The sequence below is a fragment of the uncultured Acidaminococcus sp. genome, from assembly GCA_900538365.1.
GTDB lineage: Bacteria > Bacillota > Negativicutes > Acidaminococcales > Acidaminococcaceae > Acidaminococcus.
This window is the reverse complement of sequence record UPXT01000049.1, coordinates 1-16,858: the sequence shown is the minus strand read 5'-3', so window position 1 is coordinate 16,858 and position 16,858 is coordinate 1. Positions and strand designations below refer to the sequence as shown.

13 protein-coding genes are annotated in these 16,858 nt (G+C 44.6%); 12 read left to right on the top strand and 1 reads right to left on the bottom strand.

Going from position 1 to position 16,858, the window contains the following annotated elements; genetic code table 11:
* Positions 1–18 precede the first annotated feature (18 nt).
* On the top strand, positions 19–915 hold the full coding sequence (locus tag QZQ08_RS08505) for a M20 family metallopeptidase (protein ID WP_296330819.1): 897 nt from the start codon (positions 19–21) through the stop codon (positions 913–915).
* A gap of 27 nt (positions 916–942) precedes the next feature.
* Positions 943–2,385: a YfcC family protein gene (locus QZQ08_RS08500; protein WP_296330816.1), complete on the top strand. Its 1,443-nt coding sequence runs from the start codon at positions 943–945 to the stop codon at positions 2,383–2,385.
* 86 nt (positions 2,386–2,471) lie between these two features.
* Here QZQ08_RS08500 and QZQ08_RS08495 read toward each other — a convergent pair whose 3' ends face one another.
* Entirely contained in the window at positions 2,472–3,440 is a 969-nt protein-coding gene (locus QZQ08_RS08495) for a LysR family transcriptional regulator (protein ID WP_296330813.1), read from the bottom strand.
* A gap of 130 nt (positions 3,441–3,570) precedes the next feature.
* Here QZQ08_RS08495 and QZQ08_RS08490 point away from each other — a divergent pair, with 130 nt between their 5' ends.
* The 10 genes from QZQ08_RS08490 to QZQ08_RS08445 all read left to right on the top strand — a co-directional run bounded on the left by QZQ08_RS08490 (position 3,571) and on the right by QZQ08_RS08445 (position 16,733).
* The gene (locus QZQ08_RS08490; protein WP_296330809.1) at positions 3,571–4,830 is read left to right on the top strand and encodes a 3-isopropylmalate dehydratase large subunit; all 1,260 of its coding nucleotides are present in this window, start codon (positions 3,571–3,573) and stop codon (positions 4,828–4,830) included.
* Positions 4,831–4,834: 4 nt separating this feature from the next.
* The gene (locus tag QZQ08_RS08485; RefSeq protein WP_296330806.1) at positions 4,835–5,344 is read left to right on the top strand and encodes a 3-isopropylmalate dehydratase small subunit; all 510 of its coding nucleotides are present in this window, start codon (positions 4,835–4,837) and stop codon (positions 5,342–5,344) included.
* A 15-nt stretch (positions 5,345–5,359) separates the two neighbouring features.
* Complete coding sequence (locus QZQ08_RS08480; RefSeq protein WP_296330803.1) at positions 5,360–6,700, top strand: GntP family permease; 1,341 nt, start codon at positions 5,360–5,362, stop codon at positions 6,698–6,700.
* Positions 6,701–6,804: 104 nt separating this feature from the next.
* Positions 6,805–8,592: a sigma-54-dependent Fis family transcriptional regulator gene (locus QZQ08_RS08475; protein WP_296330800.1), complete on the top strand. Its 1,788-nt coding sequence runs from the start codon at positions 6,805–6,807 to the stop codon at positions 8,590–8,592.
* Between the two features lie 606 nt (positions 8,593–9,198).
* Complete coding sequence (gene dpaL, locus QZQ08_RS08470) at positions 9,199–10,392, top strand: diaminopropionate ammonia-lyase (protein ID WP_296330797.1); 1,194 nt, start codon at positions 9,199–9,201, stop codon at positions 10,390–10,392.
* Between the two features lie 39 nt (positions 10,393–10,431).
* Complete coding sequence (locus QZQ08_RS08465) at positions 10,432–11,616, top strand: YgeY family selenium metabolism-linked hydrolase (RefSeq protein WP_296330793.1); 1,185 nt, start codon at positions 10,432–10,434, stop codon at positions 11,614–11,616.
* Between the two features lie 129 nt (positions 11,617–11,745).
* The gene (locus QZQ08_RS08460) at positions 11,746–13,221 is read left to right on the top strand and encodes a sodium:solute symporter family protein (protein ID WP_296330791.1); all 1,476 of its coding nucleotides are present in this window, start codon (positions 11,746–11,748) and stop codon (positions 13,219–13,221) included.
* Between the two features lie 28 nt (positions 13,222–13,249).
* Positions 13,250–14,854, top strand: a complete 1,605-nt coding sequence (locus tag QZQ08_RS08455; RefSeq protein WP_296330787.1) for an amidohydrolase family protein — start codon at positions 13,250–13,252, stop codon at positions 14,852–14,854.
* Positions 14,854–15,237: a RidA family protein gene (locus tag QZQ08_RS08450; protein ID WP_279108564.1), complete on the top strand. Its 384-nt coding sequence runs from the start codon at positions 14,854–14,856 to the stop codon at positions 15,235–15,237. Before QZQ08_RS08455 ends, QZQ08_RS08450 begins: the two co-directional genes overlap by 1 nt.
* Before the next feature lie 149 nt (positions 15,238–15,386).
* Positions 15,387–16,733, top strand: a complete 1,347-nt coding sequence (locus QZQ08_RS08445) for an MATE family efflux transporter (protein WP_296330779.1) — start codon at positions 15,387–15,389, stop codon at positions 16,731–16,733.
* Positions 16,734–16,858 lie beyond the last annotated feature (125 nt).

The window sequence follows — 16,858 nt, the reverse complement described above, 5'->3', positions numbered from 1 at the left end:
TGCTATTGAGTGTGTTTCTTGATTATAGTTGTTCAAATTCAACTTGCAATTTACCCTGCGATATTATTGGGGGCTCTGATCCTATTAAAAAAACATAATATAAAAGGTCCAGTTGTGGGACTCTTTCAGGCTGCAGAAGAAATTGGAGAGGGCGCAAAACGCCTTATGGATGCAGATTTTTTGAATAAATTTAACATTGTGTCCGGAATTTCCATGCATGTTAATGCTAAACTTTCTCTAGGTAAGTTAGGCTACGGAAAAGGAAAGATGTTTGCATCGAATACATCTTTTGATGTGGCTATTCATGGAAAAGGCTCCCATGGTGCAAGACCTTTTGAAGGAAAAGACCCCATTAATATAGCTGTTCAAATCTATAATGTTCTCAATAGTATTGTAGCTAGAGAGGTAAATGTATTTAAACATAATATTTTTTCGGTTACTTCTATAAACGCAGGAGACGCATACAATGTTATCCCAGAAACGGTTACTATGAAGTGCAGTCTACGTACGTATGATGAAGAGAGCCGGAAATACTTAGAAAATCGATTTTGGGAAGTATTAAAAGGGATGGAAAGAGTATTTAATGTAAAAATTGAGTATACAATACATAGTTTTGTCCCATCTCTTGTAGCTACTCCTGATTTTGTTGACAATTTATTAGATTTGGCAAAAAAGATTATACCATTGGATCAAATTGATTCTCAGCCAGCAGTTAAGTATGGTTCAGAAGATTTTGCATTTATTGCTAAAGATTTAAAACAAATTGCATCTATGTCAATAGGGGCAGGGCCGGATAAGAGTACTCCATATTTATATGGGCAACATAATTCTAAAGTTCTTTTTAACGAAGAAGCTATTTTGTATGGGTGTGCACTTCAATCATGGTGGGCTATGAATATTTCCAAAGAAATGTAGTATCAATTGCCCGAAAGGAGGGTTCCTATGAATGGTCGGGAAAATCAAAATCAAAGCAAACAGCAATCCTTAACTAAAAAGTTTCCAAATGTTTATGCTTTATTATTTATTCTATGCACAGTAGCAATGCTGTTAACTTGGATTGTTCCCGCAGGCGCTTTCAATCGCGTTGTTAGCGGGAAAATAAGCCGTGTTATTGCGGGTAGTTTTCATTATATCAAAGGCAATCCTCAAACGCCTTGGGATATGCTTCAAGCTATATTTCAAGGGTATATAAAGTCGAGCCAAACAATATTTATGATATTCTTTGTTGGTTCGGCAATACAAATGCTTGAGGAAAGTAAATGTTTATCAACAACATTTACAGTCATGGCAAGAAAACTGCAGGGAAAAGAAGCTCTTACAATTGCTTTGGTTATGTTCTCACTAGGTTTAGGAAATTCAGCGGGTGTTTTTGGAAATATAGGCCTAGCAATTATTCCTATAGGTATGTTTTTAACTCGGGCAATTGGCGGGGATGATTTTTTAGGCTTTATGATCATTTATTTTGGCATGCAATCTGGATTTTCAATAGGATTCGCTAATCCTAATGTACTCGGTGTTGCACAGATGATAGCTGAAGTTCCAGTTTTTTCCGGAACTGGTCCCCGTGCTGTTTGCTGTATACTAAATATTATTTTTATGTATTTAGTAACGTGGAATTATTATAAAAAGATAAAAAAAGATTCAACCAAAAGCCTTAATTATGGATCTGGGATGCTTTTATCTTCTGAAAATGATACCTTAGGAAAAACTAGTGACAAGATAACGCAAAACTCCCTTACACAGAGACAGACTATTGTTGTTGGCACATTTTTAATAGGAGTCATTATATGTGTTGGTATGACAATTAAGTTTGGGTGGAAAGCAAATAAAATTGGATCATATTTTCTCGGTATGAGCGTAGTCGCGGGAATTTTGTCAGGATTCAGTATGAATGATATTGCTAAGAAGTTCATAAAGGGATGTGGACCGATGGTAACGGCTTCATTTGTAGTTGGCATTGCAAGTGCTGTTTCTGTCATCTTGAACAATGGGAAAATACTTGATACATTGGTTAATTGGGTAAGCATTCCCCTGGCTCAACTCGGACCGGTCCTGGGAGCCGGATTTATGGTTGTTGTCAATGCTTTGATTAATATTTTAATTCCATCTGGTTCCGGTCAGGCAGCTGTAGTTATGCCGCTAATGACACCGATGGCTGATATTATTGGTATAACTCGTCAGGTTACTGTTCAAGCATTTCAGTTTGGTGATGGATTAAGTAATTTGATTACACCCTTAAATGGTACATTAATGGGCGGACTTGCAATGGCACATGTGGAGTTTCCCAGATACTTTAAGTGGGTTATAAAAATTATAGTTGGACAGGTTTTTGTTGCGGCTATAATAACTATGGTGTTGCAGTATGTGGGGTGGACTGGACTATAACTGTACTTTTCTTGTATGTACTTTCTTGTGACATACCAAAAAGGACGTGAGCAAATGGCTCACGTCTTTTTCAGTATGTCATAGATTCAATTATCTATGCAATAGTTGATTTTCCCGTTCCATGTTTCCCTAGCTAGGTCGATAAAAGTTTTCATGTGGCGGGATAGATAGGCTTGTTTATGGATGACGGCGTGATATATGCGAACTGCCACAGGTGAGTCTATCGGATAGAATACTAGATTCGGGAAATGATGCTCCCTGATCATAACATCACTGATAAAGGTCGCACCAAGACCATGAGCTGCAAGATAATAAGCTGTTTCAAGTTGCTCGGCTTGGAACCGGATGTTTGGCGTAAACTGATTTTCGTGACAAATTGCAAGAGCACGAACTCTTAAGTTATTGGTATTCGTAAGTAGCAGAAATGGAACATTGGAAAAATATTCAAGAGGAACTTTTGGCTTTGGATTTGTTAGAAAATCATCTTTTAGAAGTTCTTCTGCACAATAGCTTTTTTCTAGAAGCGGTGGAGCCAAAATATATTTTCTGGGAATTGCTAAGAAAAGATAATCTCTAAAAAAGGGAATTCCACGATACTTGCTAGAATCGTATTCACCGCAGTGAAGAACCATGTCAACAAGACCATACTTCAAAAGATTATTTAGTTTTCCCGAATTTTCCTCGAGAAGGGATAGTGAGACCTTAGGGTGGGCTGCAATGTATTGGTCGATGGCGGCAGGGATGACATGGGAGTTAAGATACTGAGTCCCAGCAAGGCGCAGCTCACCGCTTTCTAAATTGTCTAAGTCTTGGATGGAACGGGTCAGATTGTTTTCGAGTTCCTTCATCTGCAAGATGTTTGTAATGAAGATTTTTCCCGCTGGTGTCAGAGTAAGGGGCTTATGGCTCCGGTCGAACAAGGGCATATGAATATCTTTTTCTACTTTTTTGATGGCAATGCTCAAGGCGGGCTGAGTTATGAAAAGGTTCTGCGCAGCTTTGGAAAAACTCCCTGTTTTAAAGACTTCTAAAATATATTCGTACTCTGTTTGCATAAGAGGTCCTTCTAATAATATAAATTTAACTTATATAATTATATTTATTATAAATTTGATTTTATAATACAAACTCGATAAAATCAAGACGAAAAAAGTCAGAAAATATAGAATAAGGGGGAAAATATTCATGCATGCGATTGAAAAACTTTTGGCTGCGAAAAGCCAGCGCGAGGAAGTTCATGCCGGTGAAATCGTCAATTGTGACATTGATTATGTGGGAATCAATGATCTCTACTATCAAACCGTAAAGTCTTTTTATGAAATGGGTGGAAAACAGGTTGTCCATCCGGAACGGGTGATCCTTTTTTTTGACCATTATGCTCCTTGTGCAACGGAAAAGCAGGCGGACAATCACAAGAGATTTCGAGCATTTGCAAAGGAGCAGGGCATTACCCATGTCATGGATATTGACAAAGGGGTTTGCCATCAGCTCATGGCTGATTATGGTTTTTCCAAACCGGGAGAAATTGTTGTAATCACGGACTCACATACAACGACCCACGGTGCCTTCGGTGCTTTTGGAACGGGTGTGGGCGCAACGGATCTTGCTGTCATTATGGCAACAGGAAAACTTTGGTTTATGGTTCCCAAGGTTATACGTATCAATCTAACAGGTAAACTGCCTGTTGGTGTCTATGCTAAGGATGTCATCCTGCACGTGATAGGAAGCGTCAAAGCAGATTTTGGTGTTTATAAAGCCGTTGAATTTACGGGGCCTGTCGTAAAGGAACTTAGCATTTCAGAACGGATGGCGCTTTGCAACATGAGCACGGAAATGGGATGTAAGGCTGCCTATATCCAGCCTGACGAAGTCACGTTTGCTTATCTTAAGGAACATGGCATAACGGATTACACAATTTATGAGACAGATCCTGATTATATTTACGATGCAGACCTTACCTATGATGTGGATCAGCTGACGCCTCAGGTCTCCGTTCCTTTTAGTGTTGATAATGTGTTCCCTATTGTCAATGAAGAAGGAATACCTGTGAACCAGGCCTATCTTGGTTCCTGCACAGGTGGTCGGACACCAGATTTTGCTGTTGCGGCGAAGATTCTCAAAGGGAAGCATATTGCGGAGGGTACCCGCATGATTCTTGTCCCTGCCTCTAAGAAAGTCCTTGAAGAGTGCATGGAAAAGGGCTATATCAAGGTACTTCTTGAAGCTGGGGCAACGCTTACAGCACCTGGCTGTGCGGCTTGCCTTGGCATTCATCAAGGACTTCTTGCTGAAGGAGAAACCTGCATTTCTTCAACAAACCGCAATTTCCCAGGGCGCATGGGCAGTGTCAAGGGCCGAGTTTACTTGGGATCGCCTGCAACAGTTGCTGCTTCGGCACTTCAGGGAAAAATTACAGATCCGACGCCGTATCTGAAGGGAGAATGATTTTATGGAAAAGGTTATGAAAGGCAAGGCGTGGAAATTTGGTAATAACATAGATACGGACCAAATTTATCCTGGCATATTTGTGGAACTAACGGAAATGGAAGACATTAAGAAGCACGCACTGAGCGGTAGCGCAGAACCGAAGTTTGCTGATGAGGTCCAGCCGGGAGACATTGTTGTTGCCGGCATAAATTTTGGCTGTGGGTCTTCCCGTGAACATGCGGCAATGGCGCTGAAGGGGGCCGGAGTGGGTGCCGTTCTTGCAGAATCCTTTGGCAGAATTTTTTTTCGAAATGCAATCAATCTGGGGCTTCCAGTCATTGTGTGTCCTGGTATCAGTAAATGCGCTCAAAAAGGTGATGTAATCAGAATCGATATTGAAACAGGCGAGGTGACGGACATAACCCAGGGTAAGGTTCTAAAAACAACGCCCTTTAGCCCTTATGTGCTAAATATTCTGGAAAACGGCGGTATCAAGAATATGATCCGCAAATCGTTGATGGGAAAAGAATAAAAGGAGGAATACAATATGCCAATTGAACTTGTTTTTGTCATTGGGATGGTTGTTCTTTTTACTTTAGCACTTAAAGTCAAGGCAAATGCTTTCATCAGCCTTCTTGCAACGGCTCTTGTTATGGGCCTTCTTTCTGGAATGAGCGGTCCTGCTACGATCAAAGCTATTACAGGCGGTTTTTCGGGGACCGTCAAGAGCATTGGTATCGTAATCATTTTTGGCATCATGGTGGGGAATTTCCTCGATGCTGCAAAAGGAACCAACCGGATGGCCCTCGACACAATTCGTATGGTGGGGCAGAAACATGCATCCCTTGCCATGGCTATCACGGGCTATATTGTATCTATTCCTGTTTTCTCCGATGCCGCGTTTGTTATTCTTTCTCCGCTCTTGAAAGCACTTCATAAGAAATCGGGAATTCCCTTGGCTATCCTTGCAGTTAGCCTTTCCGCAGGTCTTCTGGCCACACACGTTTACGTGCCGCCTACTCCAGGCCCTTTAGCGGCTGCGGGTCTTTTGGGAATCGATCTCGGTCAGGCTATTATGTGGGGGGCTTTTGCAGCTGTTTTCATGACTCTTTTTGGCTGGATTTTTGCAGAGCTTTACTTCCGGAATAAGCCGGAAAGCTACTATACGTTCCGTTCTGATGAAGAACAGGAAAAGGAAATGGTTCAACCGACTCTTGAAGAAAATTCTGATCTTCCTGGTACTTGGGCCTCTCTCTTGCCGCTCTTGTTACCCATTGTTCTCATTCTCCTTAATACAAGCTGCAGTATGCTGCTTCCCAAAGGGCATTATATCCGTAATATCACATCCTTTATTGGTGATTCCAATATTGCCCTCGCTATTGGTTCCATTGCCGCTATCATGACCCTTGGTGGTCGCCTGGGGAAGGAAAAGGTTCTTAAGATCATGGATAAGAGCCTCAGTGATGCTGGGTCCATTGTATTTATTACGGCAGCTGGCGGTGCTTTGGGTGCGGTTTTGAAACAGTCTCATGCAGGGGCAAGTCTTGCAACCCTTGTCATTAATACGGGGCTTCCATTTATTTTGATTCCCTTCGTTATTTCTGGCCTTCTGAAAATCGTTCAAGGTTCTGGGACGGTCGCTGTTGTTACGGCGGCTACATTGTGTGCACCAATCGCTTCCAAACTGGGGCTTAATCCTATTCTGATTTTCCTTGCTTCCGGTGCAGGAGCCCGCAGTTGTTGTCATGTCAATGACAGTTTCTTCTGGGTTTACACGAACTGCATGGGCTTTGATATGAAAACGGGGCTTCGCACGTTGTCCATCAGCAATGTCGCGATGGCTCTCGGAGGACTTTTTGCGACCTATATTGCAAGTCTTATCCTATAGTAGAATACCCATCTTGAGGAACCAAGCTTTCGTTTGGTTCCTCTTTCTTTTTTTCTCAAAATGAGATAGCATGGTGGAAAAGAATGTGGCAAGGAGAGGTCTTTATGGAAACTAAGACACAGCCAATGACAGATCTTTATGAAATCCAGGACGTGGTACAGCGTTATACGGATATTATTTCCATCATTGCCGATGTCGATGTGGAGGTCGTGGACCAGCATTTGGTTAGAATTGCCGGGACTGGGCTTTTTGCAGGTGGAGTCAATCAAGACATGTCCCGTGAGGGCTATGTCTATCGAAAGGTCCTTACGACGGGAGAACGGTCGGTTATTTACCAACCGGGAGAAGAAATCATTTGCCGAGATTGTCCTCATTTTATGAACTGCAAGGAAGAAATCGAAATTGCTATGCCGATTTTTGGCCGGGAGCCGAGGCGGGCCATTGGAGTCATTGGTCTTGTGGGAAGCTCTCGGGAACAAAAGATGACCATCCTTTCGAAGGAGGCCTCCTTCCTTGCCTTTGTAGAGCAGATTGCTGATTTTATCTCTGTAAAGAGTCAGGAAAGAAAAGAAAATGCACGCCGGGAAGCGCTTTTGGGAACGCTCCATACGACACTTGAAAATATTCAGCAGGGCACGCTTGTCATTGGAACAGACCATCGCATCACCATGACCAATCGCTCGGCTCAGGAGCAGCTCGAAGATGATGACCTTGTGGGAAAAGAGGTCCTTATTGAGGCGACAGGGGATACGCTGAATCGCTATGCTGAATACCGCGTGACCATAGGGGAACGGGCGTACCATCTCATGGGATCCTATATGAAGATTCCCCAAAAGATCCGCGATTATGAAGGCGTCCTCATTTTTTATCGGAGCAGGGAAATCAAGAATCAATATTTTGAGACGGCTTTTGTACCGCACGGTGATAAGGACAGCATCTTAGGGTCAAGTCCTGCGACGCTGCACCTCAAAGAAGAAATCGAACGAGTTGCCCCTTCATCTTCGACGGTCCTCATTACGGGCGAAAGTGGAACTGGAAAGGAGATGGTAGCAACCTCCATTTGGCGGGAAGGCAGCCGGAAAGAAGGCCGCTTCATTGCTTTGAACTGCGCCGCCATTCCCGAAAATCTTATGGAATCCGAGCTTTTTGGCTATGTCAAAGGAGCCTTTACGGGAGCGGATCCGAATGGGCGTATGGGGAAATTTGAACTTGCAAATGGTGGTGTCATTTTCCTTGATGAAATTGGTGACATGCCTTTATATCTGCAGTCTAAACTACTTCGCGTCCTGCAGGAACGGCAGATTGTGCGCATCGGGTCAAACCAGCTTGTCGATATTGATGTAAGGGTCATTGCTGCGACCAATAAGGATCTAAAGAAGATGGTCGAAGAAAAACAGTTCCGTGAAGATCTCTACTATCGGCTCAATGTCATTCCCATCTATATCGAGCCGCTGCGCAATCGCAAGGAAGATATTGAAGAACTATCCGTCCATTATATTAGAAGGTTCTCGTCGCTGCTCGGCAAATCAGAACCGCGGATTACAGAGGATTTGATGGAGACTTTTAAGCAATATCCTTGGCCAGGTAATGTGCGGGAACTCGAAAACGTCATGGAATATATGGTAAACTTAGCAGTTCCGGGAGGCGATCTTGATGTAGATCTGTTGCCTAAGGAAATGCGGAAGACACCCAATCAGGACGCTTACTTGGTGCCATCTGAGATGGGAATAGAAGCGCCCATCGTGCCCCTTGTGAAGCTTGAGAAGGAGGCCATCCGCAGGGCCTTGCTCCATTATGGACGCAGCGGGGAAGGAAAGCTCAAGGCTGCCCAAGCTTTGGGACTGAGTAAGGCGACTTTGTATCGGAAGATCAAAGAATATGAAATTTTTTAGTCGGAGCAAAAATCGCTCCGCTTTGATAAGCTGGGCGCTGGAAGTGACGACACATGGTTAGGAAAGGGGAGAAGCGCCCAGGCGTAAGCCATCCCCCAATCAGGAACGAAAGATGGTACGGATTGGCATGTCTCCATTGCCTCTTTAAGATCAAGAAGTAAGCAATGGAGGCAAGCTCCTTGTGGAGAAGCGGAGCGATGTTTGCTCCGATTAATCATATATGCCTGACGTCTCCACACGAACGGCTAGCGAGGCGCATTTTTCGATGGTTCAAGACCGCTAATCGCAAGACACCGCCGAAGCGATTCGGTCGCTGGACTGTATTATTGAAAAATCAATTCAGTGTCCTTCCGTAGGGGAGTTTGGCGCCTTGCCTCATGGTTTCATCCTTCTTTTTACAATCTCAAAATGAGAAAAATCTCAAAATGAGAAGCCGTATATTCTCATTTTGAGATTTTTGTTTTCGTTCCCCGGTCTTCCTATTTTGCCAATAATCCAGACCGCATGCTTTCATGCGGTTTTGGGCTCTTTTATTTCAATTTTTTATTTTTGGCACGATAGTTGCTATATATAAAGTGAAAAGAATTTTTGAGAGGAGTTAGCGTCATGACAAAAGACTTTCAAATGGTTCATAAGACTCACGCAGACAAGAAGTGCAGTCTGGACTTTTTAAGCCGTTCTGTTGAGGAAAAGGTGCGTGCCTATCATCGCAGTTTCCCTGTCTACAAGGAGACACCCCTCGCCTGTCTCAATGAAACGGCAAAGGCCCTTGGTGTTTCTTCTATCTATGTAAAAGACGAGTCCTATCGTTTCGGCCTCAATGCCTTCAAGGTCCTGGGTGGGAGCTATGCTATGGGGCACTATCTTGCCGATAAGCTAGGCATCGATATGAAGGAGGCTACCTATGAGAAACTGACAAACGAAGAAACGCGCAAGGCTCTCGGAGATATTACCTTTGTCACGGCAACCGATGGCAATCATGGCCGCGGCGTTGCTTGGACGGCAAACCAGCTGCGTCAGCATTCCGTGGTCTACATGCCGGAAGGTTCAGCTGAAGAACGACTTATGAATATTCGTGCTGAAGGAGCTGAGGCATCCATTACGGATCTTAACTATGATGATGCTGTTCGTCTTGCTAATCGCAATGCCGAGGAAAATGGTTGGGTCATGGTCCAGGATACGGCATGGGAAGGCTATGAGGATATTCCTCGTTGGATCATGCAGGGATACGGTACCATGGGTCTTGAGGCCTATGAACAGCTGCCGGAAAAGCCCACTCATATCTTCCTGCAGGCTGGGGTCGGGTCCCTTGCGGGTGCGATTACGGGGCTATTCTCCTCCCTATATGGAGATGAAAAGCCCATCATCGGCATTGTGGAACCGGATCAGGCCGACTGCCTTTTCCGAACGGCAAAAGCCGACGACGGCAAACTTCACCCTGTAACAGGTCATATGCGGACCATCATGGCTGGTCTTGCCTGCGGTGAACCCTGCAGCATTGGCTGGCAGGTCCTGTCGGATTATGCAGACTTCTTCATTTCCTGTCCGGATTACGCAGCTGCACAAGGCATGCGAATCTTAGGGAATCCAATGGGAAAGGATCAGAAGATTGTTTCTGGAGAGAGCGGTGCTGCTGCCTTTGGGGCCGTCAGCGAAATCCTGCGCAATCCTGAGCTTAAGGGGCTGAAGGAAGCACTGAAACTTGACGAAAACTCTAAAATCCTCTTCTTCAGTACGGAAGGGGATACGGATAAAGAAAATTATCGCCGCATCGTTTGGGATGGGCTGTACGCAAAATAAAAATCAACTAAACAGGTAAAAATGAGGAGGCAAATTCAAATGATTAACCAAGAAGTCAAAGATCAAGCTATTGCATTGTGTCAAAAACTTGTTCAACAGCAGAGCTATTCCGGTCATGAAGATGGCGTTGCCAAAGTACTCGAAGAAACGTATAAGGCCAATGGGTTCGATTCTGTTCACATCGACAAGTTCGGCAACATTATTGGATGCATCAAAGGAAAACGTCCAGGTAAGAAAATCCTTTTTGATGGACATATGGATACGGTTCCTGTAACGAATGAAAAGGAATGGATCTATCCTCCTTTTGCGGCTGAAATTCATGATGGCAAGATTTATGGTCGTGGTACGACAGACATGAAAGGTGCCATTGCAGCTTACACGACGGCAGCTATTGCTTTTGCAAAAGATACGAATAAAGACTTTGCTGGCGAAATCTATGTTGATGGTGTTGTTCATGAAGAATGTTTTGAAGGCGTTGGTTCCCGCTCTATCAGCGCTTATGTAAAACCTGATATTGTTGTTATCGGTGAAGCTTCTCAGTGCAACCTGAAAGTAGGTCAGCGGGGACGTGCCGAAATCGTTGTGGAAACATTCGGCAAACCCTGCCACAGTGCCAATCCTGAAAAAGGAATCAATGCTGTATATAAAATGGCTCGTGTTATTGAAGCCATTCGCACAATCGTTCCACCAGAACATCCTATTCTTGGGAAGGGCATCTTGGAATTGGTTGACGTAAAATCGGCTCCTTATCCTGGCGCCTCTGTTGTTCCTGAATATTGCCGCGCAACCTATGACCGTCGTTTGCTTGTCGGCGAAACCAAAGAAAGTGTATTGGCTCCGATTGTTGCCCTTATGGATAAACTGATGGCAGAAGATCCGGAACTTAAGGTGAAAGTCTCCTATGCTGTAGGTAAGGAAAAATGCTACACCGGAGAAACTATCGAAGGTGAACGTTTCTTCCCTGGCTGGCTCTTTGACAAGGATGCTGAATTTGTTCAAGCAGTCAAAAAAGAACTGAATGAACGCGGTTATAATCCTGAAATCACTCAATACAATTTCTGCACTAATGGCAGCCATTATGCTGGGGAAGCTGGCATTCAGACCTTTGGTCTTGGCCCTTCCCGTGAAAATTTGGCCCATACAGTCAGTGAATATGTTGAAGTGGACAGCTTGGCCAAAGTAACGGATTGCTATTATGGCGTTCTGAAGGCTTTGATGAAATAAGCAAAATAAAGAACGGGTGCTGTCTAGGTTTTCCACTGGACTTAGACAGCAAATCCCCTTCTTTTATTCGATGAATAATCTGATAAAAGAGAATAATCGTATAAAAGTGGCGATGAGGAGATGAATAATATGAGTCAAAAGCAAATTACAGCTTTAATTATTATTTTTCTGTACATGATTGCTACAATTGCAATTGGATTAATTGTATCCAAGATGAAAGCTAAGAAAAAAGCTTCTCAGAGCAATGAAGATTTTTTGATGGCCGGAAAATCTCTTGGTCCATTAACTTTGGCAGGTACGCTTTTTGCTGCCAATACAGGCGGGGCCAGTACCACAGGTATCGCAACTAACGTTTTCCAATACGGTCTTTCTGCAAGCTGGTATGTTATTGCTGGAGGTATCGGTTTCATCCTAGTATCTTTTATTGCTCCTTATTTTAGACGGGCGGCCGCTTCCACCGTTCCTCAAATCATTGGGAAACGTTACGGAAAACCGTCTCATATGGTAACGGCATTTACATCGATTGCAGCACTTTTCATGGCAACTGGGGCTCAGATCATTGCAACAGCATCTATTATTAATGTCGTAACGGGAATCAGTTTCCAAACAGCCGCTGTCATTACAACCGCTGTTGTTATCCTTTATACCATGGTTGGCGGTTTTGCCTCTGTTGCTGCGGCAAATATGATGCATGTTCTATTCATTACTATTGGTATGGCGGTCGCCATGTTTATTATGGCAGAAAATCCTGCTGTAGGCGGTTTCTCGGCACTGTTCGCTAAAGCTGCAGCTATGAAGACGTCAACAGGTGCTGACATGAATATGCTCAGCATGACGAAAATTGGTGTTCCAACGGTTATTGGCTACATTGTTATGTATTGCATGACTTTCCCTACGGGGCAAGAAATTGTCCAGACATTCTGCTCTGCTAAAGATGGCAAATCCGCAAAGATTGGTTCTGTTCTTACCGGCATTCTTTCCGCAATTTATGCAATCGTTCCCGCCATGATTGGTCTTATGGCCTACACTTGTATTGATGGATATGCTGTAAGTCAACAGAAAAATGCATTGGCTGATGCAACGATGCAGTTTGCACCGTCTATCATTGCTGGCATTATCCTCGCTGCTGTTGTCGCAGCTACAATGAGCTCTGCTTCCGGTAACATGATTGGTACGGCAACAATGTTCACAAATGACGTATATCGTCCTTATATCCGTGGCGGTGTTCATGATGATGAGAAGGAAATCATGGTTTCCCGCATTGTTATGACCATTGTTGGGCTTGTTGGCCTTGGTGTAGCTCTTACTGCCTCGAACATCATCTCTGTTATGATGAGTGCCTTTGCCCTGAGAAGTGCGGGTCCGTTTGCAGCCTTTATTGGGGGATTATTCTGCAAGAATGTAACGAAAGATGCCGGTTTCCTGTCTATCTTAAGCGGTACGGCTGTTGCTGCTTATTGGACCTATGCTCTTAAATCTCCCTTTGGACTTAGTGCTATGGTTCCTGGCGGCATTGTGGCATTTGCAGTGCTCTTCATTGTTTCTAAGTATCAAATTAGCCGTGGTGTAGAAGCAGCGGCTCCAATCGAACTGGATAAAGAATAACCTAATTAGAATAGAAGGAGGAAATAAAATGAAGACTTTGTTGAAAAATGGTGTCGTTGTCGATGGCTCGGGTTCCAACCGTTATCAAGCGGATGTCCTGATTGATGGCGATAAAATTGTTAAAATCGGTAAGATTGATGCGGCAGACGGCGCTGAAGTCATTGACGTAACTGGCCTTGTTGTTGCCCCTGGATTCATTGATACACACAGCCACAGCGATCTCCAGATTCTTGTTGATCCTGAAGTTCGTCCTAAGGTCATGCAGGGAATCACGACGGAAATCTTGGGGCAGGATGGGATCTCCATGGCTCCACTGCCGGAAGAATATATTAGCCCTTGGAGAAAGAACCTGGCTGGCCTTGATGGTGACTCCGATCAGGTAAATTATCATTATCGTGATACGGCAGGGTATCTCAAGATGATCGATGATGTAAAACCGGGGCCTAACGAATGCTACCTCGTTCCTCATGGCAATGTCCGTATGGAAGCCATGGGCCTTGATAACCGCCAACCTACGGATGAGGAACTGCAGAAGATGAAGGACATCGTCCGTCGAGAAATGGAAAATGGTGCTATCGGTCTTTCCACAGGACTTATCTATATGCCCTGTGCTTATGGTCAAACCAAGGAAGTTGTTGAAATGTGCAAGGTTGTTGCTGAATATGATGGCCGCTTTGTCATTCATCAGCGCAGCGAAGCAGACACTATTCTTGATTCGATGAAAGAGGTTATCCAAATTGGTAAAGAGTCTGGCGTCAAGATCCATTATTCACACTTTAAAGTCTGCGGCCGTAAGAATTGGGATAAAATTGATGGGATGATTCAGCTTCTTGAGGAAGCTGAAAAAGAAGGCATCGACGTCTCCTTTGACCAATATCCGTATGTAGCAGGCAGTACGATGCTTGGTGTTATCTTGCCGCCTTGGGTTCATGATGGCGGGACCAATAAGGTCATTGAACGCCTCAACGATCCGGAACTTCGCAAAAAAATGGTTTATGATATCGAACACGGTATTCCTGGGTGGGATAACTTTGTTGATTTTGCTGGCCTCGATCAGATCTATGTAACAAGTGTCAAGACGGATAAGAATAAGGATGCTGTTGGTTTGTCACTGACTGAATTAGGTAAGCTAAGAGGGAAAGATCCCTATGATGCAACTTTTGATCTTCTCCGTGATGAAGAAAATGCTGTTGGTATGGTTGACTTTTATGGTACTGAAGATCATGTGAAACTCTTCATGAAACGGCCGGAAATGAACGTCTGCACGGATGGACTTTTGGGCGGAAAACCGCATCCTCGTGTTTATGGTGCTTTCCCGAGAGTTCTTGGTAAATATGTTCGTGAAGATAAGGCTCTGACCCTTGAACAAGCTGTGTATAAGATGACAGGTAAACCAGCAGCTACCTTCAATATCAAAGATCGTGGCCAAATTAAGGAAGGAGCCTATGCCGATATTACTGTCTTCAACCCTGATACGGTCATTGATAAGGGTACATTTACAGACCCGACTCAATACCCGGAGGGAATTGAATACGTCATGGTAAATGGTGTATTTGAAGTTGCTGGTGGAAAATATACAGGTAGGAGAAATGGTACCGTTCTCAGAAAAAAGGGAAAAGAGGTTGTAAAATAATGAAAAAGCAAATTATCTCTACGAAAAATGCCCCTTCTGCTGTAGGGCCTTACGTCCAAGGCATCAAGGCCGGCAATACGGTTTATGTATCGGGCCAGCTTGGTATTGATGTAGCGCTTGGGAAACTGCCAGATACGCTGGAAGCCCAGGCCCATGCGTCCATGAAGAATCTTGGTGCAATCCTAAAGGAAGCGGGTGCTTCCTACGGGAATATTGTGAAAACGACGATTTTCCTTCAGGATATGAATGATTTTGGGAAGGTCAATGAAATCTATAAATCCTACTTTACGGATGGATTCCCGGCCCGCTCCTGCGTGGAAATCGGGAAGCTTCCGCTGGGTGGTCTCGTTGAAGTGGAATGTGTTGCTGTCATCGATGACTGAATAAGAACAACCGTCCTCTCCAGTTGGGGGAGGGCGGTTGTTCGTTCTTTTTTTATGTCAGTTATCCATAAAATCGTAGTTGCACCGATTTCCCTTAGGTATATAATAGATAGGCACACTAGGAATTTTTGAGAATGTGGGTGGTTTAGATGAGCCGATCGCAAATCAATATGCTGGAAGGGACGCTTGTGGGGCCTATTTTTCAATTCGCAATCCCTGTCGCAATGATTGGCATCCTGCAGCAGATGTTCAATACAGCAGATATTATGGTCTTGGGCCGTTTTGTTGGGACGGAGGCCCTTGCCGCAGTGGGCAACAATGCGCCTGTCATTGGGGTCCTCGTCAATCTTTTCCTGGGAATTTCCCTAGGCGCCAATGTGCTGATTGCGCGAAAACTTGGCGGGGGACGGCTGAAGGAAGCTTCTGAAGCCGTCCATACAACGGTCCTTATGGCCGGCCTCACCGGGCTTTTTATCCTTGTTGTGGGCGAAATCTTTGCGGGACCCCTCATGGGATGGATGGGGGTGCCTCTTGAGGTGCGGGAGGCTTCGGAATTATATTTGCGCGTCTATCTATTGGGAATGCCAGGGATGACGCTCTATGACTTTTTATCGGCTATTTACCGCAGTCATGGCAATGTTAGGACACCGCTCCTTTCCCTTGTAACGGCAAGTCTCGTCAATATTGCCGGCAATTTGCTGGCTGTCTTTTTGGGGTTTGGCCTTGCCGGCGTTGTAACCGTGACCGCCATCGCAAACTATATCAGTTCGGGTCTGCTCCTGCGTCTTTTGCGCTATGAACATGGGGTGCTCCATTTTTATCCCGGTGCCATCCGCGTCCGCATGGAGGATATCAAGGAAATCCTCCGCATTGGTGTGCCGGCTGGGATCCAGGGGATGGTCTTTAATTTCTCGAACCTTGTTATCCAGTCGGCAATCAACAGCGAAGGGCCTCTTGCCATGGCTGCTTCGGCGGCGGCCTATGTCCTTGAAATCAATACCTATCCTTTTATCAATGCTTTTGGGCAGGCTGTGACGACTTTTACCAGTCAGAACTTTGGGGCGGGCAATATCAAGCGGTGTTTGAATGTAGTGAAAAAAGGCCTGACGCTGAACTTTGGCTTTACCTGCTTTTTGACGGTGCTTGTCTTTTTGGCTGCGCGGCCCTTTTTGGAGGTCTTTGGCCTAAAACCTGATGCCATGGAACTTGGCATGATGCGTGTCCATATCATCATCGGTTTTTATTTTCTCTCGTCTATCTATGAAAGCCTTGCCGCGTCCATGCGGGGCTTCGGAAACTCCCTTGCACCGGCTCTTGGTATGCTGGTCAGCATCGTCGGCACCCGGATGCTGTGGCTTGCAACGGTTTATGAGGCGGATCCGACTTTTCAGAATATCATGTGGTGCTATCCTTTGAGCTGGTTTGCTGCCGATGTGCTGATTGGGGCACTGTTTGTGAGGGAGATGGGGAAGCAGAAGAGATTAAGTCGGGTTTGATATAGAAGGTGATTCCCTTTTGAGTCAGCCCAAAAATCGGGCTGATTTGATGAAGGACGTGAGGTCATTGCTTGAAAAAGATTTTGAGGAAACAATGACCTCATGGCCTATCGTAGGATGGACCG

What these genes read in the sequence shown, in the direction of transcription:
- QZQ08_RS08500 (WP_296330816.1), top strand. Translation starts at nt 943, where the DNA reads ATGAATGGTCGGGAAAATCAAAATCAAAGCAAACAGCAATCCTTAACT.
- QZQ08_RS08495 (WP_296330813.1), bottom strand. Translation starts at nt 3,440, where the DNA reads ATGCAAACAGAGTACGAATATATTTTAGAAGTCTTTAAAACAGGGAGT.
- QZQ08_RS08490 (WP_296330809.1), top strand. Translation starts at nt 3,571, where the DNA reads ATGCATGCGATTGAAAAACTTTTGGCTGCGAAAAGCCAGCGCGAGGAA.
- QZQ08_RS08485 (WP_296330806.1), top strand. Translation starts at nt 4,835, where the DNA reads ATGGAAAAGGTTATGAAAGGCAAGGCGTGGAAATTTGGTAATAACATA.
- QZQ08_RS08480 (WP_296330803.1), top strand. Translation starts at nt 5,360, where the DNA reads ATGCCAATTGAACTTGTTTTTGTCATTGGGATGGTTGTTCTTTTTACT.
- QZQ08_RS08475 (WP_296330800.1), top strand. Translation starts at nt 6,805, where the DNA reads ATGGAAACTAAGACACAGCCAATGACAGATCTTTATGAAATCCAGGAC.
- dpaL (WP_296330797.1), top strand. Translation starts at nt 9,199, where the DNA reads ATGACAAAAGACTTTCAAATGGTTCATAAGACTCACGCAGACAAGAAG.
- QZQ08_RS08465 (WP_296330793.1), top strand. Translation starts at nt 10,432, where the DNA reads ATGATTAACCAAGAAGTCAAAGATCAAGCTATTGCATTGTGTCAAAAA.
- QZQ08_RS08460 (WP_296330791.1), top strand. Translation starts at nt 11,746, where the DNA reads ATGAGTCAAAAGCAAATTACAGCTTTAATTATTATTTTTCTGTACATG.
- QZQ08_RS08455 (WP_296330787.1), top strand. Translation starts at nt 13,250, where the DNA reads ATGAAGACTTTGTTGAAAAATGGTGTCGTTGTCGATGGCTCGGGTTCC.
- QZQ08_RS08450 (WP_279108564.1), top strand. Translation starts at nt 14,854, where the DNA reads ATGAAAAAGCAAATTATCTCTACGAAAAATGCCCCTTCTGCTGTAGGG.
- QZQ08_RS08445 (WP_296330779.1), top strand. Translation starts at nt 15,387, where the DNA reads ATGAGCCGATCGCAAATCAATATGCTGGAAGGGACGCTTGTGGGGCCT.